Consider the following 19,066-nt stretch of genomic DNA (forward strand, 5'->3'; position numbering starts at 1 on the left):
ATGAAATGGCGTCCCCTGCAGGAATCGAACCTGCAACTAGCCCTTAGGAGGGGCTCGTTATATCCATTTAACTAAGGGGACGAGGCGGCGTCAGTATACCGATTTTTACACCGCCGTTAAGGGCTTAGCCGCCTGTTCGGTTAAACAATCGCCATCGTCAGCCTTTTTGTGAGCCGCGCCCGGTTTCGTTTTCACGCGCGGCCTTTTCCTTTTTCAGGCGCGCTTTCTCTTCCGATTTCTTCTTATTGCTCATGTCGTTACGGATCTGCGCATGGCTTAACAGCGCGAAGATAAACGTACCGCCGATGATGTTGCCTGCAAGCGTCGGCAGGGCGAACGGCCAGAAGAATTCGCTCCAGTGAATGGTGCCGTTAAACACGAGATAGAGGATCTCGACGGTGCCGACCACGATATGCGTTGTGTTACCGAGCGCGATGAGCCAGGTCATCAGGATGATTACCACGATCTTCGCCGACCCTGCAGACGGGAACATCCACACCATCGTCGCGATGATCCAGCCGGAGATAATCGCATTCGCGAACATTTCGCCCGGCGTGTTGTGCATCACTTCCATGCCGATGGTCACAAACGCGTCGCGCGTCGCCTCGTCAAAAATCGGCATAAATTCAAACGCCAGCGCCGCAAGGCCGGTACCGATGATATTCCCGAGCAGCACCACGCCCCAGAGCCGCAGCAACAGCCGCATATTGGTGCCAGTCGGGTTTTGCATCACCGGCAGCACCGCCGTGACGGTGTTCTCGGTAAAGAGCTGCTGGCGCGCCATGATGACGATGATAAAACCAAAGGTGTAGCCGAGGTTTTCCAGCAAAAATCCGCCGGGAATGCCTTCCAGGTGGACGTGGAAAATGCCTTTGGCCAGCAGCGACGCGCCCATCGACAGCCCGGCGGCGATGGCCGACCAGAACAGCGCCATCGCGTCGCGCTCCATCTCTTTCTCGCCGTCCTGGCGAATATGTTCGTGGATGGCCATCGCGCGCGACGGCAGTTCCTCTTCATCCACTTCTATCTCTTCACCGCTCTTTTTTTCTTCGCTTTCGACTTCCAGCTCATCCGCCTCGCCGATTTTTTCCTCGCCAGGTTTACCCATCTCGCGCTCCAGTCAAATAAGAGAATGCATTAAGCGTAGCGCGTCGACGGACGTTATCAGGAAAAACAGATAATTCCCCTGCGTGATGAATATTTTGCGCGCCATCGCGCAGGGTTTCGCCGTCTGCGCGGTGCGTGGGGTGGTTGCGTCATTGCCCTGTGGTACTATTCCCGACTCGCCTGAAAGGAGCCGCCCCATGTTAGAAGCCCGGAATCTTACCTGCCTGCGCGACGAGCGGCTGCTGTTTCGCGCGCTCTCGTTTCGCGTGTCGCCGGGCGAGATTGTGCACCTGACCGGCGCGAACGGGGCCGGGAAAACCTCACTGTTGCGCCTGCTGATCGGGCTGGCGCGCCCGGAAGAGGGCGAGGTGTACTGGCGCGGCGAACCGCTTGCGCATCAGCGCTCTGCCTTTCATCAGGAACTCCTGTGGCTCGGCCATCTGCCGGGCATTAAAGCGGCGCTCACCGCTGATGAAAATCTCGCGTTTTATCACCCCGAGACCCGGCGCGAGGCGCGCTGGCAGGCGCTCGCCGCCATCGGGCTTGGCGGGTATGAGGATCTCCCGGTTGAACAGCTCTCAGCAGGCCAGCAGCGCCGCGTGGCGCTGGCGCGTCTGTGGCTCAGCGACGCATCACTGTGGGTGCTGGATGAGCCGCTGACGGCGCTTGATGCCGCAGGCGTGGCGACGCTAATGGCGCGTCTTGAGGCGCACGCGGCACGTGGCGGCGCAGCGATAGTCACCACTCACCAGCCGCTGGCGCTTAACGTTGCGCACCGCACATTAACCCTGACGCCGGAGCCTGGCGCATGATGGGCCGCATTATCCGCCGCGAGCTGCGTCTCGCCGCGCGCCACCAGGCTGAACTCCTCAACCCGCTGTGGTTCTTTCTGGTGGTGATTGTATTGTTCGCGCTCGGCGCAGGCCCGGAGCCGCAACTGCTCGCGCGCATCGCGCCAGGCGTGGTGTGGGTCGCGGCGCTGCTCGCCTCGCTGCTGGCGATGGACCGGCTGTTTCGCGACGACGCGCGCGACGGCGCGCTGGAACAGCTCATGCTTTTGCCAACGCCGCTGCCAGTCGTGGTTATCGCGAAAGTGACCGCTCACTGGGTGGCGACCGGGCTGCCGCTGGTCGTGCTCTCGCCGCTGGCGGCGCTGCTGATGGGACTGAACGGCCATGCGGCGCTGACGCTGCTGTTGACGCTGTTGCTCGGCACGCCGACGCTGAGCTTTTTCGGCGCGCTGGGCGCGGCGCTAACGGCCGGGCTGCGTCGCGGCGGTATCCTGTTGAGCCTGATTATTTTGCCGCTCGCGATCCCGCTGCTCATTTTCTCCACCGCCGCGGTGGACGCCGCCGTAATGCAGTTGCCGGTCGGCGGATTTTTCGCGCTCTCCGGCGCGTTTTTAACAGCAAGCGTCACGCTAATGCCGTTCGCGACGGCGGCGGCGCTGCGTATCACTATTCAGTAGGCCCGGTTTCGCGGGCGATAATTTTATGTGAGCAATAGCATGTGGAAATTCTTACACCCCTGGGCGCGGCCTGAACGGCTTTACGGCCTCTGCCAGCGGCTCACGCCGTGGTTCGCGTGGCCGGGCGCCGTGATGCTCGCGACGGGCTGTATCTGGGGTTTTGTTTTTGCGCCGCCCGATTACCAGCAGGGCGACAGCTACCGCATCATGTATCTGCACATTCCGGCGGCGATGGGCTCGATGGGCATTTACGCCTCAATGGCGGTCGCGGCGTTTATCGGGCTGGTGTGGCAGAACCGGGCGGCCAATCTCGCCGTGATGGCGATGGCCCCGGTGGGCGCGGTCTATACCTTTATTGCACTGACAACCGGTTCCGCCTGGGGGAAACCGATGTGGGGCACCTGGTGGATCTGGGATGCGCGGCTTACCTCCGAGCTGGTGCTGCTGTTTTTATACGCGGGCGTCATCGCGCTCTGGCACGCCTTTGATGACCGCCGCCTCGCGGGCCGCGCTGCGAGCATACTGGTGCTGGTGGGCGTGGTGAATCTGCCCATCATTCACTACTCGGTAGAGTGGTGGAATACACTGCATCAGGGCTCCACCAATATGCAGCAGAGCATCGACCCGAGCATGCGCGCGCCGCTGCGCTGGAATCTCGCCGGTTTTCTGTGCCTGTTTGTCACGCTCACGCTGATGCGCCTCGGCAACCTGTTGTTGCTTCAGGAGCGCCATCGCCCGTGGGTGGCGGCAGTACTGGAGAAAAAATCATGACCGCCGCGCTGACCACGTTTTTCCTGATGGGCGGCTACGCCTTTTACGTCTGGCTGGCGGTGGCGATGACGGTGATTCCGCTGGCGCTGCTGATAGCGCATACGCGTCTGGCGCGCCGCGCGCTGCGTCGGGATATCGCGAAACGTCAGGCGCGCGAGCGCCGACGCCAGGGCGCGGAGGTGTCGCGATGAACCCGCGTCGTAAAACGCGCCTGTGGGTCGCGCTCGCGGTGCTGGCAGGCCTTGGGCTGACGATGGCGCTGGTGCTCTACGCGCTGCGCGCCAATATCGATCTCTTCTATACGCCGGGTGAAATTCTCTACGGCAAAGGCGCCTCGCGGGAGAAACCGGAGCCGGGCCAGCGGCTGCGCGTCGGCGGCATGGTGATGCCAGGCAGCGTTAAGCGCGACAGCCAGAGCCTGAAAGTGAGCTTCCGGCTCTACGACGCGCGCGGCGTGGTGGATGTCGATTACGACGGCATTTTGCCCGATCTCTTTCGTGAAGGGCAGGGCGTAGTGGCGCAGGGCGTGCTGGGCGACGATCGCCTCATTCACGCCCACGAAGTGCTGGCAAAACATGACGAAAACTACACGCCGCCGGAGGTGAAAGCGGCGATGGACGCCAACCACTCGCGCCCGCCGCAGGCATATAAGGACAACCGCCCATGATGCCGGAAATCGGGAATTTCTTGCTGTGCCTCGCCGCAGGCCTCGCGCTGCTGCTCACGCTGTGGCCGCAGTGGGGCGCGATGCGTCAGGCACCGCGACTGATGGCGCTGGCGCGCCCGCTCGCCTGCGCGCTTTTCGCCTGCCTGCTGGGCGCGTTTCTTATCCTCGTGCACGCCTTTGTGGTGAACGATTTCACGGTGCTCTATGTGGCGAGCAACTCCAACACCGAGTTACCGGTCTGGTATCGCGTGGCCGCGACCTGGGGCGCGCACGAAGGCTCACTGCTGCTGTGGGTGCTGCTGATGGGCGCGTGGACGCTGGCGGTCGCGATGTTCAGCCGCGCCATGCCGCAGGAGGCGATCGCCCGCGTGCTGTCGGTGATGGGCGGGATCAATTTCTGCTTCCTGCTCTTTATTCTGCTGACCTCAAACCCTTTTACGCGCACGCTGCCGGAATACCCGATTGAAGGGCGCGATCTCAACCCGCTGCTGCAGGATATCGGGCTGATTTTCCATCCGCCGCTGCTGTATATGGGCTATGTCGGGTTTTCGGTCGCGTTCGCCTTTGCCGTGGCGTCGCTCTTAACCGGGCGGCTCGACACCGCCTGGGCGCGCAGGTCGCGCCCCTGGACGCAGGCGGCGTGGGTGTTTCTGACCATCGGCATTGTGCTTGGCTCCGCCTGGGCCTATTACGAACTCGGCTGGGGCGGCTGGTGGTTCTGGGACCCGGTAGAAAACGCCTCGCTGATGCCGTGGCTCGCAGGCACCGCGCTGATGCACTCGCTGGCGATCACGGAAAAGCGCGGCAGCTTCCGCGCCTGGACGGTGCTGCTCGCCATTACCGCGTTTTCGCTCTGCCTGCTCGGCACGTTCCTGGTGCGTTCCGGCGTGCTGGTCTCCGTGCACGCGTTCGCCTCCGATCCGGCGCGCGGTATGTTTATTCTGGCGCTGCTGGTGATTGTTATCGGCGGCTCGCTGCTGCTCTATGCCGTAAAAGGCGGCAGCGTCAGGGCGCGGGTGGGCAATGCGCTCTGGTCGCGCGAAAGTTTTCTGCTCGGCAATAATATTTTGCTTATCACCGCCATGCTGGTGGTGCTGCTCGGCACGCTGCTGCCGCTGGTGCATAAGGCACTGGGGCTGGGGTCGATTTCCGTCGGCGCGCCGTTTTTCAATGTGCTGTTCAGCGCGCTGATGGTGCCGTTCGCGCTGTTGCTCGGCGTCGGGCCATTGGTGCGCTGGCGGCGCGATGAGCCGCAAAAGCTGCGCCGTCGCCTGCTGGTGGCGCTGGTCGTTACGCTCGCGGCCTCGCTGATGCTGCCCTGGCTTTTGCAGGACAGCATTAACGCAATGACGGTCGCCGGGCTGATGATGGCGGTCTGGGTACTGGTGTTAACGCTGATGGAACTGCTCGAGCGCGCCACGCACCGCCACAGCCTGTGGCGCGGGTTAGTGAAATTAAGCCGCAGCCAGTGGGGAATGACGCTCGGGCATGTGGGGCTTGCGGTAACGGTTATCGGCATCGCGTTTAGCCAGAACTACAGCGTGGAGCGCGACGTGCGCATGACGGCGGGCGACAGCGTTGATATTCATCATTACCGTTTTGTGTTCCGCGAAGTGCGCGACGCGCAGGGGCCGAACTGGCGCGGCGCGGTCGGGATTATCGATGTGCTGCGCGACGGTAAACCCGAGGCGACGCTGCGCGCCGAAAAACGCGCCTATAACAGCAACCGCGTGGTAATGACCGAAGCCGCCATCGACGGCGGGCTGACGCGCGATCTCTACGCGGCGCTTGGTGAAGAGCTGGATGACGGCAGCTGGGCGGTGCGGCTTTATTACAAACCGTTTGTCCGCTGGATCTGGTTCGGCGGGCTACTGATGGCGCTTGGCGGGCTGCTTTGTCTGCTCGACCCGCGTTACCGGCTGAAAAAAATCCAGGAGGCCGCATGAAACGCCGCATATTACTTCTCCCGCTGGCGCTGTTTCTGCTGCTCGCCGCCGTGCTGTTCTGGCAACTCACGCGCAACGCGGCGGGTGACGATCCGTCTCAGCTCGAATCCACGCTGGTGGGCAAACCGCTGCCCGCGTTCCGGCTCGCCGCGCTTGATGACCCGAACGTAACTTACGAGCGCGCCGCCCTTCTGAACGGCAAACCGCTGCTGCTTAACGTCTGGGCGACCTGGTGCCCGACGTGCCGCGCCGAGCATCAGTTTCTCGACGGGCTGGCCGCGAACGGCGTGCGGATCGTCGGGCTTAACTATAAAGACGATCGCGCTAAAGCCGTGGCGTGGCTCAATACGCTCGGCAACCCTTACGCGCTGAGCCTGTTTGACGGCAGCGGAATGCTGGGGCTGGATCTGGGCGTGTATGGCGCGCCGGAGACGTTTGTTATCGACGGGCGCGGCGTAATTCGATATCGCCACGCGGGCGAGCTGAATGGCCAGGTGTGGCGTCAGGACGTCAAACCGCTGTGGGATGCGCTGAATCAGGAGGTCGAGCCGTGAAACGTCTGTTAAGCCTGCTGACCGGTCTGCTGCTGGCGTGTCATGTTTCTGCCGCCATCGAGGCGTACCCTTTCCAGAGCGAGGCGCAGGAGCAGCAGTTCCGCGAGCTGACCAGCGCGCTGCGCTGCCCGAAATGCCAGAACAACAGCATTGCTGATTCCGGCTCGATGATCGCGGCCGATATGCGCCAGAAGGTCTATGAACTGATGCAGCAGGGGCAGAGCCGCGAGCAGATTGTGGCGTATATGGTGGCGCGCTACGGGAATTTCGTGACCTACGATCCGCCCGTTACGCCCGGCACGATCCTGCTCTGGCTGCTGCCCGCGCTCTTTGCGGCTGGCGGCGTTGCCGTACTGGTGGCGCGCGCGCGTCGCACCCGCCGCGAGCCGCCCGCGCTCAATGAAGACGAACAGCAGCGGCTGCGCGCGCTACTTAATGAAGAAGGAAAACGCCCGTGAGCGCGTTGGTTATTGTTATCGTCATGCTGCTGGCGGGCGTGGCGGCGCTGGTTTTCTGGCCGTGGCGCGAACGGGGCGCGGTTAGCCGCGATGCGCTGAACCGCACGCTCTATTATTCGCGCCTGCGGGAGCTTGACGAGGAGCCGCCCGAGGCCCGTCAGGCGCTGGAGGTGGAGTTGCAGCACAGCCTGCTGGCGGATATTCCCGAGCCGCGCGGGCAGAAAACGAGTCATACGGGTAATGGTGCGTTGCTGGCGGGCGTGCTGCTGGTCGTGGCGGTGAGCGGCGGGCTGTTCATGGCGACGCATAGCCTTAAACAGGTGAATGACTGGCAGGCGGCGGCGCGCGAGACGCCGGCGCTTGTGGCGCGCGTGATGGACCCGCACGCGGCGCCGCTCACGGTGGAGGAGCTGACGCGCCTCGGGCTTGGGCTGCGCACGCGTTTGCAGGAAGAGCCCGGCAACGGCGCGGGCTGGGCGATGCTGGGGCGCATCGGTATGGTGCTCAATAACGCCGATACCGCCACAGAAGCGTTTAAACGCGCCTGGCAGCTCAATTCGCAAAGCACCGAAGCGCGGCTCGACTATGCTGAAGTGCTGGCGCGAGCGCCGCAGCCGGACGATAACCGCCTCGGCGAGCAAATGCTCAAAGACGTCGCGGCGCTGGAGCCTGATAATCTGCGCGCGCAGGGGCTGCTTGCCTTCAGCGCGTTTCGCCAGCAGCGCTATACAGAGGCGATTGCCGTCTGGCAGTCGATGCTGACGCGCCTGCCGCAGGGCGATGCGCGCCGGGCGGTGGTAATGCGTGGCATTGCGCAGGCGCGGGTAGACAGCGGCATGGACAACGCGAGACTGGCTGTTAAAATCACGCTCTCACCCGTTTCGAAAAAAGCCTTGCCGGATAAAGGGATACTCTTTATCAGCGTGACGGATGGCGCATCAAAGGTGCCGGTGTTGGTGAAAAAATTGCCGCTGGGGCATTTTCCGCTGACAATTACGCTTGATGACGCCGACGCGATGCTCCCCGAACGGGGGCTTGAACATGTCACGCAGGGCATCGTGAAGGTGCATATTTCCCGGGACGGCAATGCGACCGTACAGCCCGGAGACTGGACAGGCGAGCGCCGCTTCACCACGCTCAACCCGGCCTTGCCGGTGGACGTCCTGGTCGCGCCTTCGCCATCAGGAGCGGGTTAGTTACCATTTACAGGGAGACTGCTATGAACTTTCGCCTTACCGGGCTTGCGCTGGCGGCCACGCTTTTAGTGGGCTGCGCCAGTTCGTCAGAGCCGCAGCAAGGGCGTTCCGACCCCTTTGAAGGGTTCAACCGCACTATGTTTGCCTTTAACTATGACGTGGTGGACCCTTATGTGCTGCGCCCGGTGGCTGTCGCCTGGCGCGACTACGTGCCGCAACCGGCGCGCAACGGGCTGGGCAACTTCACCAGCAACCTGGAAGAACCCGCTTCGATGCTTAATAAATTTCTGCAGGGCGACCCCTACCAGGGGATGGTGCACTTTACCCGTTTCTTCCTGAACACCCTGCTGGGGATGGGCGGTTTCATCGACGTGGCCGGTATGGCGAACCCGAAACTGCAGCGCGAAGAGCCGCACCGTTTCGGCAGCACGCTCGGCACCTATGGCGTCGGTTACGGGCCGTATGTGCAGTTGCCGTTCTACGGCAGCTTTACGCTGCGTGAAGATGTCGGCGATATGGCGGACACCACTTATCCGGTGCTCTCCTGGCTGACCTGGCCGCTGTCGCTCGGCAAATGGGCGGTGGAAGGCGTGGAGACCCGCGCGCAACTGCTGGATTCCGACGGCCTGCTGCGCCAGTCTTCCGATCCTTACATTCTGGTGCGTGAGGCCTACTTCCAGCGTCACGACTTTATCGCCAATGGCGGTAAGCTCAAGCCGAATGAAAACCCGAACGCGCAGGCGATCGAAGGGGATCTGAAGGATATCGATTCGGAATAAAACGCCGGATGCGATCATTCTTAAGGTAAATAAAAAAAGCGGGCCGGGGCTCGCTTTTTTATTTCTGAACGACAAGGCGCAATAAAAAAGGCGAGCCGCAGCTCGCCTTTGTCGTGATATTTCTATCAGAAACGGTAGTTAAAGTTCACGCCATACAGCCAGGCTTTACCTTCAGATTTGAAGGTGTATGGGCCTTCGGTGAACTCCACGTGCTGGCCGTGCATGTAAGACACACCGGCATCCACGGAGGCGTCTTCATTAAAGGCGTAAGTGGTACCGGCGCTCAGCCAGAGACGGTCCTGGTCAGGAATCGAGATAGAACGCTGCTGCTCTGGCACCGGGCTGTCATCAAAGGCGATACCGGTACGGAAGGTCCAGTTGTCGTCCATATAATAGGTGGTGCCGAGGGCGATACGGTACGCGTCCCGGTATTTTTCTTCTTTCTTAAACAGCGTATCGCCGTTGTTGTTGGTCGCTTTCAGCTCCTGGAACTGGCTCCAGCTGGTATAGGTCAGGCTATAGTGAACGGCCCACTGCGGCGCGATACGGTTATAACCAGAGATCTCCCACATTTCAGGCAGGTTCAGGGTCAGCGAGCCCGGAATGGTTTCTCCACCCGTACCGAACAGACCAAATTGGCCTAACAGCGGGTTAAAGGCGCCCGGGAGGCTACTTTTATAGTCGCCGTCAAAGTCAATTTTCACTTCAGAGCGGTAAGTAAAGCCGTAGCGGTTGTTCTTATCCAGCTCATAAAGAATACCGGCGTTCCAGCCAAAGCCCCACTCGTCGCCTTTCAGATAGGAGATTTGCGTATCAGCCGGAATACCTGCGACGGTCGGAACTAACGCAGGCGGGACCCGGCCAGAGCCAGCAAGGATTGGGCCCAGATCGCCCGCATAACGCTCGATTTTCGCGCGCGCATATACGGCGTCGAAGCCTACACCGAAGCTCCAGTGGTTATCGAGACGATACGCGCCGCTGAGGTTCAGGTTCAGCGTTTCCAGGTCGGTTTTACCGCCGACGGAACCCGCGGTATAGCCGTTGTTATATTCTGTGGCGAGGCCATAGTTGGAGGTAACGGACGCCCCCCAGCCAAACTGTTCGTTAATCGGCGCAACAAAGTGCAGGTTCGGCACCCAGGCGGTCGGCGCGATGTTATCAGCGTCAAGGCTGCGGCCCGTACGGGATTGCCCGGACACATTCACATCCGGGTCAACGAAAATCGCGCCGCCGGAGAATGTCGGGCGATCGAACATGGTAATCAGCGCCGGGTTACGGCTGACGTTGCCTGCGTCATCCGCCATAGCGCCTTCACCGGAATAGGCACGGCCCAGACCGGAGGCAGAGAATTCGTTTAACTGGAAACCTGCGGACCAGGCCTGAGAAGACACGATTGCCACTGCGACTGCTAAAGCAGATTTGGTAAACAGGGTTTTCTGGCGCATGACCATAACCTCATCCATTTATTTTTATTCAAATAATGTTACGTGACGTAACAGGAGCGCGGAGTGTAGGGTCTGAGGTACGGCATGGAAATCAGACCAGTGGCGAGAGTATAGGTCCGACCAGCAGAGATGTTGCAAGTATGTTTATAAGTTTTTTCAATTGTGATCTAAGAAACGCGATCCGTTTAGCAAAATTCCGGGGTTCAGAAATTCATCAATCTGGTGATTATTGTTTTAGATCATTTTTAAGTGTGATTTCGGTCACTTATAAGCGTAAACGGGAAGAACAGGTAGAGCGGTGGCGGCGCGGGGCGTAAAATAGCCTTATCTCTTTTCAGGAAATACAGAGGAAATCACCATGACCAAATGCAGTGCTGATGAAACCCCGGTTTGCTGCTGTATTGATGTAGGCACCATTATTGATAACACCGACTGCGTCGCCTCTTACAGCCGCGTGTTTGAAAACCGCGCCGACGCCGAAGCCACGCTCGCGGCGCTCACCGCCAAAGCGCGTGAAGTGGAATCCGAGCCGTGCCAGATCACCCCGCGCTTCACTGAAGAAGCCGATGGCGTGCGCCTGGATATCGATTTTGTTTTCGCCTGCCAGGCAGAAACCGTTATTTTCCAGTTAGGTCTGCGTTAATCCTGCCGCTTACGCCCCGGCCTGGCCGGGGCGCATTTCTTGTTACGTAATTCGTGTTTTGCCTCGCAATTTTTCCTTTATGTGATTGGCTGAATGTAAAATTCTGGTTAAAACTGTTATCAGGTCAGACCACTTAATTCATCTTTAGCCTTTTCACAGGGGAACGTTATGAGTCAGGCACTACCGCTGGTCACCCGGCAGGGGGATCGTATTGCCATAGTCAGTGGGTTACGCACGCCTTTCGCTCGTCAGGCGACGGCGTACCACGGCGTTCCGGCGGTCGATCTCGGTAAAATGGTGGTCGGCGAACTGCTGGCCCGCAGCGAAATCCCGCCTGAAGTTATTGAACAGCTCGTCTTCGGCCAGGTGGTGCAGATGCCGGAAGCGCCGAATATCGCGCGCGAAATCGTGCTCGGCACCGGCATGAGCGTCCATACCGACGCCTACAGCGTCAGCCGCGCCTGCGCCACCAGTTTTCAGGCGGTGGCGAACGTCGCCGAAAGCCTGATGGCGGGCACTATCCGCGCCGGGATCGCCGGCGGGGCCGATTCCTCTTCTGTGCTGCCAATTGGCGTCAGTAAAAAACTGGCGCGCACCCTGGTGGACGCGAATAAAGCCCGCACCGCCGGGCAGCGCCTGAAGCTCTTCTCGCGCCTGCGTCTGCGTGACCTGCTGCCGGTGCCGCCCGCCGTGGCGGAATATTCCACCGGGCTTCGCATGGGCGACACCGCCGAACAGATGGCGAAAACGCACGGCATCACCCGCGAACAGCAGGACGCGCTGGCGCATCGTTCACATCAGCTGGCGGCGCAGGCGTGGGCGGAGGGCAAATTGCGCGAAGAAGTCATGACCGCTTACACGCCGCCATACCGCGAGCCGCTCAGCGAAGACAACAATATCCGCAAAACCTCGTCGCTGGCCGATTACGCGAAACTGCGCCCGGCGTTCGACCGTAAACATGGCACCGTGACCGCCGCCAACAGTACGCCGCTTACCGACGGCGCGGCGGCGGTCATTCTGATGACGGAATCCCGCGCCCGCGAACTCGGCCTGACGCCGCTTGGCTACCTGCGCAGCTACGCTTTTACCGCGATCGATGTCTGGCAGGACATGCTGCTCGGCCCCGCCTGGTCGACGCCGCTGGCGCTTGAGCGTGCCGGACTGACGATGGCCGATCTCACGCTTATTGATATGCATGAGGCGTTCGCCTCGCAAACGCTCACCAACCTGAAGCTGATGGCGAGCGACCGTTTCGCCCTTGAGGTGCTGGGCCGCAGCCAGGCCACCGGCGAGGTGGATGAGAGCAAATTTAACGTGCTCGGTGGCTCTATCGCTTACGGACACCCGTTCGCGGCCACCGGCGCGCGAATGATCACCCAGACGCTCAATGAACTGCGCCGCCGCGGCGGCGGTTTCGGGCTGGTTACCGCCTGCGCGGCGGGCGGGCTCGGTGCGGCAATGGTACTGGAGGCCGAATAATGGAATCGACATCCGCATTTAATTTACAGATGCGCCCGGACAATGTGGCGGTGGTCACTATCGACGTACCGGGCGAGAAAATGAACACGCTGAAGGCGGAGTTTGCCCGCGACGTTCGCGCCATCGTGAAAACGCTGCGGGAAAACCGCGATCTCGCGGGCGTGGTGTTTATCTCCGCCAAGCCGGATAACTTTATCGCCGGCGCGGATATTAACATGATCGCCCATTGCCAGAGCGCGCAGGAGGCTGAAGCGCTGGCAAGCCAGGGGCAGCAGATCATGGCGGAGATCCGCGCGCTGCCGGTGCATGTGGTCGCAGCTATTCACGGCGCGTGCCTCGGCGGTGGGCTGGAGCTGGCGCTCGCCTGCCACAGCCGCATCTGTACCGACGATGCGAAAACGCTGCTCGGGCTGCCGGAAGTCCAGCTGGGGCTGCTGCCGGGCTCCGGCGGCACGCAGCGGCTGCCACGCCTCATTGGCGTCAGCACCGCGCTTGAGATGATCCTTGCGGGCAAACAGCTGAGACCGCGTCAGGCACTGAAAGCCGGGCTGGTGGATGATGTGGTGCCACAATCTATTTTGCTGGAAGCCGCTGCCGAACTGGCGAAAAAGCGCCGTCCCGCGCCGCGCCGTCTGCCGGTGCGCGAGCGTCTGCTCGCAGGCCCGCTTGGTCGTGCGCTGCTGTTTCGCATGGTCACGCAGAAAACGCACCAAAAAACCCACAGTAACTATCCGGCGGCGCAGCGCATTATTGACGTGGTGCGCACCGGCCTTGAGCAGGGCAGCGCCAGCGGTTATCAGGCCGAGGCCCGCGCCTTTGGCGAGCTGGCGATGACGCCGGAATCCGCCGCGCTGCGAGGGCTCTTTTTCGCCACCACCGAGCTTAAAAAAGAGACCGGCAGCGAGGCAGCCCCGCGCGCGCTGCATTCTGTCGGCGTGCTGGGCGGCGGGTTGATGGGCGGCGGGATCGCCTATGTCACCGCCACCAAAGCCCGGCTACCGGTACGCATTAAAGACATCAACGAGAAGGGCATTAACCACGCGCTGAAATACAGCTGGGATCTGCTTGAGAAAAAAGTGCGCCGCCGTCACCTGCGCGCCAGCGAGCGCGACGCGCAGATGGCGCTCATCTCCGCCAGCACCGATTACCGTGGGTTTCACCAGCGCGATATCGTGGTGGAAGCGGTTTTCGAAGATTTAACGCTCAAACAAAACATGGTGGCGGAGATCGAAGCGCATACCGCGCCGCATACGATTTTCGCGTCTAACACCTCGTCGCTGCCTATTGGCGATATCGCCGCAGGCGCTACGCGCCCGGAGCAGGTCATCGGCCTGCACTACTTCAGCCCGGTGGATAAAATGCCGCTGGTAGAAGTTATCCCGCACGCGGGCACCAGCGCGGAAACCATTGCCACCACCGTTCAGCTTGCCAAAAAGCAGGGCAAAACGCCGATCGTGGTGGCCGACTGCGCCGGGTTTTATGTTAACCGTATTCTGGCACCCTACATCAATGAGGCGATGCGTTGCCTGATGGAAGGGGAGAGCATTGAGAAAATCGACGAGGCGCTGGTCAAAAGAGGCTTTCCTGTGGGGCCGATTCAGTTGCTGGATGAAGTGGGCATTGATGTCGGCACCAAAATTATGCCTGTGCTGGAGCGCGCTTACGGGCCGCGATTCAGCGCGCCGGGAGACGCCGTTGCAGCAATTTTGAATGACGATCGCAAAGGCAGAAAAAATGGCCGCGGTTTCTATCTTTATCCGGCGAAAGGGCGTAAAAGCAAAAAGCAGGTTGACCCTGCGGTTTACGGGCTTATTGGCGTTAAACCGGGCGGTAAACTGAGCGGCGAAGAGATTGCCGAGCGCTGCGTCATGATGATGCTTAACGAGGCGGCGCGGTGTCTGGATGAAGGCGTGGTGCGTTCCGCGCGCGACGGCGATATCGGCGCGGTGTTTGGCATCGGTTTTCCGCCGTTTCTTGGCGGACCGTTCCGCTATATGGATACGCTCGGCGCGGCAGCCGTAGTGGCGACGCTCACGCGTCTTGCCACCCGTTACGGAGATCGTTTTACCCCGTGCGACAGGCTGTTGCGCATGGCGCAGACCGGACAAACATTTTGGCACGCGGGGAACCCGCAGGCTAAAACGACGGTCTGATATAGCGTAGTTCCTGGCTTCGAAAACGCAGCGCTGGCTAATTTGTAAACAGTGATTGACTATACTTACGTCAATAAGGTAAAAAACAGCGTTTCATTCGAAGTACGGATCAGGCACAATGCCCGACCGCCAGACGATACCCTTAAAAAGCGCGCTGCTTTTTAAGCTCTCGCTGGCGCTTCTGGTCAACAAAAGCGGTGCAATATGCAAGTTTTTATCATGCGTCACGGCGACGCAGCACTCGATGCCGCCAGTGATTCGGTTCGTCCTCTGACCGCGTGCGGTTGTGATGAATCCCGTCAAATGGCGACCTGGTTAAAAGGTCAAAAGGTGGATATCGAACGTGTTCTGGTGAGCCCTTTCCTGCGAGCCGAACAGACACTGGACGTCGTGAAAGAGGCCATGAGCCTGCCTGTCAAAACCGAAGTCCTGCCGGAACTCACGCCGTGCGGCGATGTCGGTCTGGTGAGCGATTACCTCCACGTTCTGGCCCGTGATGGCGTCAGCGCGGTCATGGTTATCTCCCACCTGCCGCTGGTCGGTTATCTGGTGGCGGAACTCTGCCCTGGCGAAACGCCGCCGATGTTCTCCACCTCCGCTATCGCCTGCGTGACGGTTGAGGGCGATAACGATAAGGGCGTCTTTAACTGGCAGATGAGCCCCTGCAATCTCAAAATGGCGAAAGCGATTTAACGTAAGCCTGACCCATAAAAGAAAAGAGCCGCTGATGCGGCTCTTTCTGTTTCTGCTATCCGGTTCGATGCGCTTAAGGCAACTGCGGCGGCTGCCACTCTTCCACTTCTATTAACACCAGCAGCGCGGCGTCGCCGCCATACTCTTTCGGTGCCTGATGGAACGCCATCACGTGCGGGTGCTGGGCCAGCCACAGCGGCGTCTGCTGTTTAAGAATATGTTTACCGTGGCCATGCATCACGCAGGCGCAGAACACATGTTCGCGACGGCAGGCGGCGATAAGTGCGCCCAGCTCCTGTTTGGCCTGCATCTGCGTCAGGCCGTGGAGATCGAGAAACAGCTCGGGCGAATAGTCGCCGCGGCGCAGTTTTTTCAGCTCGAAGTGATCCACGCCGGGGCGCACATAGCGCATCGGCCCGTCGCTGTTCAGAAGCGGCTGGAATTCATCAGAAAAATAGTGGCTCGCGTCCACCTGCTCCTGTAACAGGCGTTTTGGCGGCACTTCGCGCAGCTTTTTACGCGCGGGCGGATGCACGATGGTGTCCTGTTTCAGCTCGCGCGTTCCGCTCATCAGCGCGCGAAACAGCGACTTTTCTTCTTCGCTTAGCGATGGCTTCTTTTTCATCTTCTTCTCTTCTTTCTCTTTGCGCAGGCAGTGTACCCGAGTTTGGCGCGTCGCCAAACAAAAGCCATTTTTCCGGGATGACGCGCCGGTTGCTGATTTATCGCCGTCTTCATGGCAAACTAGCCGCCGAATTTAACGCGGAGCGTCATGCGGAGGGCAGTGTGGATAAAATTTTCGTCGATGAGGCAGTCAGTGAACTGCATACCATTCAGGATATGTTGCGTTGGGCGGTGAGCCGTTTCAGCGCGGCCGGCATCTGGTATGGTCACGGCACGGATAACCCCTGGGATGAGGCTGTGCAGCTGGTGCTGCCGTCGCTCTACCTGCCGCTCGATATCCCGGAAGATATGCGCACCGCGCGCCTGACCTCCAGCGAGCGTCACCGTATCGTCGAGCGGGTGATCCGCCGCGTTAACGAGCGTATTCCCGTAGCGTATCTCACCAACAAAGCCTGGTTCTGCGGCCACGAATTTTATGTCGATGAGCGCGTGCTGGTGCCGCGTTCGCCGATTGGCGAGTTAATCAATAACCGCTTCGCCGGGCTTATCGACCACGAGCCGCAGCACATTCTCGATATGTGCACCGGCAGCGGCTGTATCGCTATCGCCTGCGCGTATGCCTTCCCGAACGCGGAAGTCGACGCGGTGGATATCTCTGCCGACGCGCTGGCTGTAACCGAGCACAACATTGAAGAGCACGGGCTTATCCATCACGTCACGCCTATCCGCTCAGACTTGTTCCGCGACCTGCCGAAAGTGCAGTACGACATTATCGTTACTAATCCGCCGTACGTGGATGAAGAAGATATGTCCGATCTGCCGAACGAATACCGCCACGAGCCGGAACTCGGCCTGGCAGCGGGCAGCGACGGGCTGAAGCTTGCGCGCCGCATTCTCGCCTGCTCGCCGGACTACCTGACCGACAACGGTATTCTGATTTGTGAAGTCGGTAACAGCATGGTACATCTGATGGAGCAGTACCCGGACGTGCCGTTTACCTGGCTTGAGTTCGACAACGGCGGCGACGGCGTCTTTATGCTGACCAAAGCGCAGCTCATCAGCGCCCGCGAACATTTCAGCATCTACAAAGATTAACAACAGGCGGGCGCAGGCCCGCTGAATCATAAAAACACCACAACGACACGACAACGGAGCCGTGATGGCAGGCAACACTCTTGGACAACTCTTTCGCGTAACCACTTTCGGCGAGTCGCATGGTCTGGCGCTCGGCTGCATCATTGACGGCGTGCCGCCGGGCATTGCGCTGAGCGAAGCCGACCTGCAACACGATCTCGACCGCCGCCGTCCTGGCACCTCCCGTTACACCACGCAGCGCCGCGAGCCGGATCAGGTGAAAATTCTCTCCGGCGTGTTTGAGGGCGTGACCACCGGCACCAGCATCGGCCTGCTGATTGAAAATACCGATCAGCGCTCCCAGGATTACAGCGCGATCAAAGATGTGTTCCGTCCAGGACATGCCGATTACACCTACGAACAGAAATATGGCCTGCGTGATTATCGCGGCGGCGGGCGCTCGTCGGCGCGTGAAACCGCCATGCGCGTGGCGGCAGGCGCCATTGCTAAAAAGTATCTGGCGCAAAAATTCGGTATCGTCATCCGCGCCTGCCTGACCCAGATGGGCGATATTCCGCTGGAGATCAAAGACTGGACGCAGGTGGAGCAGAACCCGTTCTTCTCCCCGGATGCGGATAAGCTGGAAGCGCTGGACGAACTGATGCGCGCGCTGAAAAAAGAGGGCGACTCTATCGGCGCGAAAGTGACGGTGGTGGCGGATAACGTGCCGCCGGGCCTCGGTGAGCCGGTATTTGACCGTCTCGATGCCGACATCGCCCACGCGCTGATGAGCATCAACGCCGTTAAGGGTGTTGAGATTGGCGAAGGCTTTGGCGTCGTGGCGCTGAAAGGCAGCGAAAACCGCGACGAAATCACCAAAGAGGGTTTTCAGAGCAACCATGCGGGCGGCATTCTCGGCGGCATCAGCAGCGGCCAGCAGATTGTCGCGAATATCGCGCTGAAGCCGACCTCCAGCATCACCGTACCGGGCCGTACCGTTAACCGCTTTGGCGAGGAAGTCGAGATGATCACCCGCGGGCGTCACGATCCGTGCGTGGGTATTCGCGCCGTGCCGATCGCCGAGGCGATGATGGCTATCGTGCTGATGGATCACCTGCTGCGTCACCGCGCCCAGAACGCGGATGTCACCACCACGCTTCCTCGCTGGTAACGTCATGAAAAAACTCTGCTTAGCCTTGCTGGCGCTGCTTGCCTGCAGCGCGGCAAGCGCTGCCACGCCGTGGCAGAAAATCACCCAGCCGATCCCGGGCGCGGCCCAGTCGATCGGCACTTTTTCCAATGGCTGTATCGTCGGCGCGCAGCCGCTGCCGATCGAGTCAGAGCACTATCAAATCATGCGCACCGACCAGCGCCGCTATTTTGGTCATCCGGAGCTGGTGCGCTTTATCGAGCGCCTGAGCAACCAGGTGAGCGAGTTGCAGCTCGGCACCGTGCTGGTGGGCGATATGGGAATGCCTGCGGGCGGGCGCTTTAACGGCGGTCACGCCAGCCACCAGACGGGCCTCGATGTCGATATTTTCCTGCAACTGCCGAAAACGCGCTGGAGCGCGGCGCAGCTGCGTCGTCCGCAGGCGCTGGATTTAGTCTCAAGCGACGGGAAATCGGTGGTGCAGTCACTCTGGAAGCCGGAGATCGGCGGGCTGATTAAGCTTGCGGCGCTTGATGATGAAGTTACGCGTATTTTCGTAAACCCGGCGATTAAACAGCAGCTCTGCCTGGATGCCGGGCCGGATCGCGACTGGCTGCGTAAAGTGCGCCCGTGGTTCCAGCATCGCGCCCATATGCACGTGCGTCTGCGCTGCCCGCCGGACAGCCTGGAGTGCGTGGAGCAGGATCCGCCGCCGCCGGGGGATGGCTGTGGCGAAGAGTTGCAAAGCTGGTTTAAGCCTGCTGCGCCTGGCAGCAGCAAGCCTGAGAAAACCACGCCGCCGCCGCTGCCGCCGTCGTGTCAGGCGCTGCTCGACAAACACGTTCTTTAACACCGACTA

20 protein-coding genes and 1 tRNA gene are annotated in these 19,066 nt (G+C 60.5%); 17 read left to right on the plus strand and 4 right to left on the minus strand.

The genetic code is table 11. The features are described from left to right. Positions 1-6 precede the first annotated feature (6 nt). Positions 7-81, minus strand: a tRNA-Arg gene (locus AFK66_RS05280). Positions 82-157: 76 nt separating this feature from the next. Continuing rightward, on the minus strand, positions 158-1,108 hold the full coding sequence (locus tag AFK66_RS05285) for a formate/nitrite transporter family protein (RefSeq protein ID WP_032983646.1): 951 nt from the start codon (positions 1,106-1,108) through the stop codon (positions 158-160). Positions 1,109-1,304: 196 nt separating this feature from the next. Between AFK66_RS05285 and ccmA the strand changes: the two genes are divergently transcribed. Genes ccmA through mlaA form a run of 10 tightly spaced genes read left to right on the plus strand, consistent with a single transcriptional unit; the run spans position 1,305 to position 8,946 of the window. Then, positions 1,305-1,919, plus strand: coding sequence for a cytochrome c biogenesis heme-transporting ATPase CcmA (ccmA, locus tag AFK66_RS05295; RefSeq protein WP_032983645.1), 615 nt, complete (start codon positions 1,305-1,307; stop codon positions 1,917-1,919). Then, positions 1,916-2,575, plus strand: coding sequence for a heme exporter protein CcmB (gene ccmB / locus AFK66_RS05300; protein WP_023898329.1), 660 nt, complete (start codon positions 1,916-1,918; stop codon positions 2,573-2,575). The genes ccmA and ccmB overlap by 4 nt, the downstream gene beginning before the upstream one ends. A 39-nt stretch (positions 2,576-2,614) precedes the next feature. Further along, positions 2,615-3,346, plus strand: coding sequence for a heme ABC transporter permease (locus AFK66_RS05305; RefSeq protein ID WP_023898330.1), 732 nt, complete (start codon positions 2,615-2,617; stop codon positions 3,344-3,346). Next, positions 3,343-3,537 carry a heme exporter protein CcmD gene (ccmD, locus tag AFK66_RS05310; protein WP_023898331.1) on the plus strand — a complete coding sequence of 65 codons (195 nt, stop codon included), beginning with the start codon at positions 3,343-3,345 and terminating at the stop codon, positions 3,535-3,537. Before AFK66_RS05305 ends, ccmD begins: the two co-directional genes overlap by 4 nt. Further along, on the plus strand, positions 3,534-4,013 hold the full coding sequence (gene ccmE, locus AFK66_RS05315; RefSeq protein ID WP_023898332.1) for a cytochrome c maturation protein CcmE: 480 nt from the start codon (positions 3,534-3,536) through the stop codon (positions 4,011-4,013). Before ccmD ends, ccmE begins: the two co-directional genes overlap by 4 nt. Next, entirely contained in the window at positions 4,010-5,959 is a 1,950-nt protein-coding gene (locus tag AFK66_RS05320; RefSeq protein WP_038882322.1) for a heme lyase CcmF/NrfE family subunit, read from the plus strand. The genes ccmE and AFK66_RS05320 overlap by 4 nt, the downstream gene beginning before the upstream one ends. Continuing rightward, entirely contained in the window at positions 5,956-6,513 is a 558-nt protein-coding gene (locus tag AFK66_RS05325) for a DsbE family thiol:disulfide interchange protein (protein ID WP_007776921.1), read from the plus strand. Before AFK66_RS05320 ends, AFK66_RS05325 begins: the two co-directional genes overlap by 4 nt. Then, entirely contained in the window at positions 6,510-6,971 is a 462-nt protein-coding gene (locus AFK66_RS05330) for a cytochrome c-type biogenesis protein (RefSeq protein ID WP_007776917.1), read from the plus strand. Before AFK66_RS05325 ends, AFK66_RS05330 begins: the two co-directional genes overlap by 4 nt. Continuing rightward, the gene (ccmI, locus tag AFK66_RS05335; protein WP_032983644.1) at positions 6,968-8,167 is read left to right on the plus strand and encodes a c-type cytochrome biogenesis protein CcmI; all 1,200 of its coding nucleotides are present in this window, start codon (positions 6,968-6,970) and stop codon (positions 8,165-8,167) included. The genes AFK66_RS05330 and ccmI overlap by 4 nt, the downstream gene beginning before the upstream one ends. 23 nt (positions 8,168-8,190) lie before the next feature. Next, a complete protein-coding gene (mlaA, locus tag AFK66_RS05340; protein ID WP_007700126.1) occupies positions 8,191-8,946 on the plus strand; it encodes a phospholipid-binding lipoprotein MlaA in 756 nt (251 codons plus the stop codon). Positions 8,947-9,071: 125 nt separating this feature from the next. Here the strand turns inward: mlaA and fadL are convergent, their stop codons facing one another. Beyond that, complete coding sequence (gene fadL, locus AFK66_RS05345) at positions 9,072-10,391, minus strand: long-chain fatty acid transporter FadL (protein ID WP_165688897.1); 1,320 nt, start codon at positions 10,389-10,391, stop codon at positions 9,072-9,074. 358 nt (positions 10,392-10,749) lie between these two features. On the opposite strand from fadL, the gene AFK66_RS05350 reads away from it, so the two are divergent. From AFK66_RS05350 to sixA, 4 genes are all read left to right on the plus strand, one after another. Next, a complete protein-coding gene (locus AFK66_RS05350; RefSeq protein ID WP_004387038.1) occupies positions 10,750-11,034 on the plus strand; it encodes a YfcZ/YiiS family protein in 285 nt (94 codons plus the stop codon). A 168-nt stretch (positions 11,035-11,202) separates the two neighbouring features. Then, entirely contained in the window at positions 11,203-12,513 is a 1,311-nt protein-coding gene (gene fadI, locus AFK66_RS05355) for an acetyl-CoA C-acyltransferase FadI (protein ID WP_023898339.1), read from the plus strand. Beyond that, a complete protein-coding gene (gene fadJ / locus AFK66_RS05360) occupies positions 12,513-14,666 on the plus strand; it encodes a fatty acid oxidation complex subunit alpha FadJ (protein ID WP_023898340.1) in 2,154 nt (717 codons plus the stop codon). The genes fadI and fadJ overlap by 1 nt, the downstream gene beginning before the upstream one ends. A gap of 204 nt (positions 14,667-14,870) precedes the next feature. Next, positions 14,871-15,359: a phosphohistidine phosphatase SixA gene (gene sixA / locus AFK66_RS05365; protein ID WP_014728374.1), complete on the plus strand. Its 489-nt coding sequence runs from the start codon at positions 14,871-14,873 to the stop codon at positions 15,357-15,359. 73 nt (positions 15,360-15,432) lie between these two features. On the opposite strand, the gene smrB is transcribed toward sixA, so the two are convergent. Next, positions 15,433-15,984, minus strand: a complete 552-nt coding sequence (smrB, locus tag AFK66_RS05370; RefSeq protein WP_004387043.1) for an endonuclease SmrB — start codon at positions 15,982-15,984, stop codon at positions 15,433-15,435. Positions 15,985-16,145: 161 nt separating this feature from the next. Here smrB and prmB point away from each other — a divergent pair, with 161 nt between their 5' ends. The 3 genes from prmB (at position 16,146) to mepA (ending at position 19,057) form a co-directional block, all read left to right on the plus strand. After that, positions 16,146-17,078: a 50S ribosomal protein L3 N(5)-glutamine methyltransferase gene (gene prmB / locus AFK66_RS05375; RefSeq protein WP_004387044.1), complete on the plus strand. Its 933-nt coding sequence runs from the start codon at positions 16,146-16,148 to the stop codon at positions 17,076-17,078. Between the two features lie 64 nt (positions 17,079-17,142). Next, positions 17,143-18,228 carry a chorismate synthase gene (aroC, locus tag AFK66_RS05380; protein WP_007776899.1) on the plus strand — a complete coding sequence of 362 codons (1,086 nt, stop codon included), beginning with the start codon at positions 17,143-17,145 and terminating at the stop codon, positions 18,226-18,228. A 4-nt stretch (positions 18,229-18,232) separates the two neighbouring features. Next, positions 18,233-19,057 carry a penicillin-insensitive murein endopeptidase gene (gene mepA / locus AFK66_RS05385; protein ID WP_007776897.1) on the plus strand — a complete coding sequence of 275 codons (825 nt, stop codon included), beginning with the start codon at positions 18,233-18,235 and terminating at the stop codon, positions 19,055-19,057. Positions 19,058-19,066: the final 9 nt, after the last annotated feature.

The organism is Cronobacter malonaticus LMG 23826, from assembly GCF_001277215.2.
Classification (GTDB): domain Bacteria; phylum Pseudomonadota; class Gammaproteobacteria; order Enterobacterales; family Enterobacteriaceae; genus Cronobacter; species Cronobacter malonaticus.

What these genes read in the sequence shown, in the direction of transcription:
- AFK66_RS05305 (WP_023898330.1), top strand. Translation starts at nt 2,615, where the DNA reads ATGTGGAAATTCTTACACCCCTGGGCGCGGCCTGAACGGCTTTACGGC.
- AFK66_RS05325 (WP_007776921.1), top strand. Translation starts at nt 5,956, where the DNA reads ATGAAACGCCGCATATTACTTCTCCCGCTGGCGCTGTTTCTGCTGCTC.
- aroC (WP_007776899.1), top strand. Translation starts at nt 17,143, where the DNA reads ATGGCAGGCAACACTCTTGGACAACTCTTTCGCGTAACCACTTTCGGC.
- AFK66_RS05320 (WP_038882322.1), top strand. Translation starts at nt 4,010, where the DNA reads ATGATGCCGGAAATCGGGAATTTCTTGCTGTGCCTCGCCGCAGGCCTC.
- fadJ (WP_023898340.1), top strand. Translation starts at nt 12,513, where the DNA reads ATGGAATCGACATCCGCATTTAATTTACAGATGCGCCCGGACAATGTG.
- ccmA (WP_032983645.1), top strand. Translation starts at nt 1,305, where the DNA reads ATGTTAGAAGCCCGGAATCTTACCTGCCTGCGCGACGAGCGGCTGCTG.
- AFK66_RS05285 (WP_032983646.1), bottom strand. Translation starts at nt 1,108, where the DNA reads ATGGGTAAACCTGGCGAGGAAAAAATCGGCGAGGCGGATGAGCTGGAA.
- sixA (WP_014728374.1), top strand. Translation starts at nt 14,871, where the DNA reads ATGCAAGTTTTTATCATGCGTCACGGCGACGCAGCACTCGATGCCGCC.
- mlaA (WP_007700126.1), top strand. Translation starts at nt 8,191, where the DNA reads ATGAACTTTCGCCTTACCGGGCTTGCGCTGGCGGCCACGCTTTTAGTG.
- ccmB (WP_023898329.1), top strand. Translation starts at nt 1,916, where the DNA reads ATGATGGGCCGCATTATCCGCCGCGAGCTGCGTCTCGCCGCGCGCCAC.
- ccmE (WP_023898332.1), top strand. Translation starts at nt 3,534, where the DNA reads ATGAACCCGCGTCGTAAAACGCGCCTGTGGGTCGCGCTCGCGGTGCTG.
- mepA (WP_007776897.1), top strand. Translation starts at nt 18,233, where the DNA reads ATGAAAAAACTCTGCTTAGCCTTGCTGGCGCTGCTTGCCTGCAGCGCG.
- fadI (WP_023898339.1), top strand. Translation starts at nt 11,203, where the DNA reads ATGAGTCAGGCACTACCGCTGGTCACCCGGCAGGGGGATCGTATTGCC.
- fadL (WP_165688897.1), bottom strand. Translation starts at nt 10,391, where the DNA reads ATGCGCCAGAAAACCCTGTTTACCAAATCTGCTTTAGCAGTCGCAGTG.
- smrB (WP_004387043.1), bottom strand. Translation starts at nt 15,984, where the DNA reads ATGAAAAAGAAGCCATCGCTAAGCGAAGAAGAAAAGTCGCTGTTTCGC.
- ccmD (WP_023898331.1), top strand. Translation starts at nt 3,343, where the DNA reads ATGACCGCCGCGCTGACCACGTTTTTCCTGATGGGCGGCTACGCCTTT.
- AFK66_RS05350 (WP_004387038.1), top strand. Translation starts at nt 10,750, where the DNA reads ATGACCAAATGCAGTGCTGATGAAACCCCGGTTTGCTGCTGTATTGAT.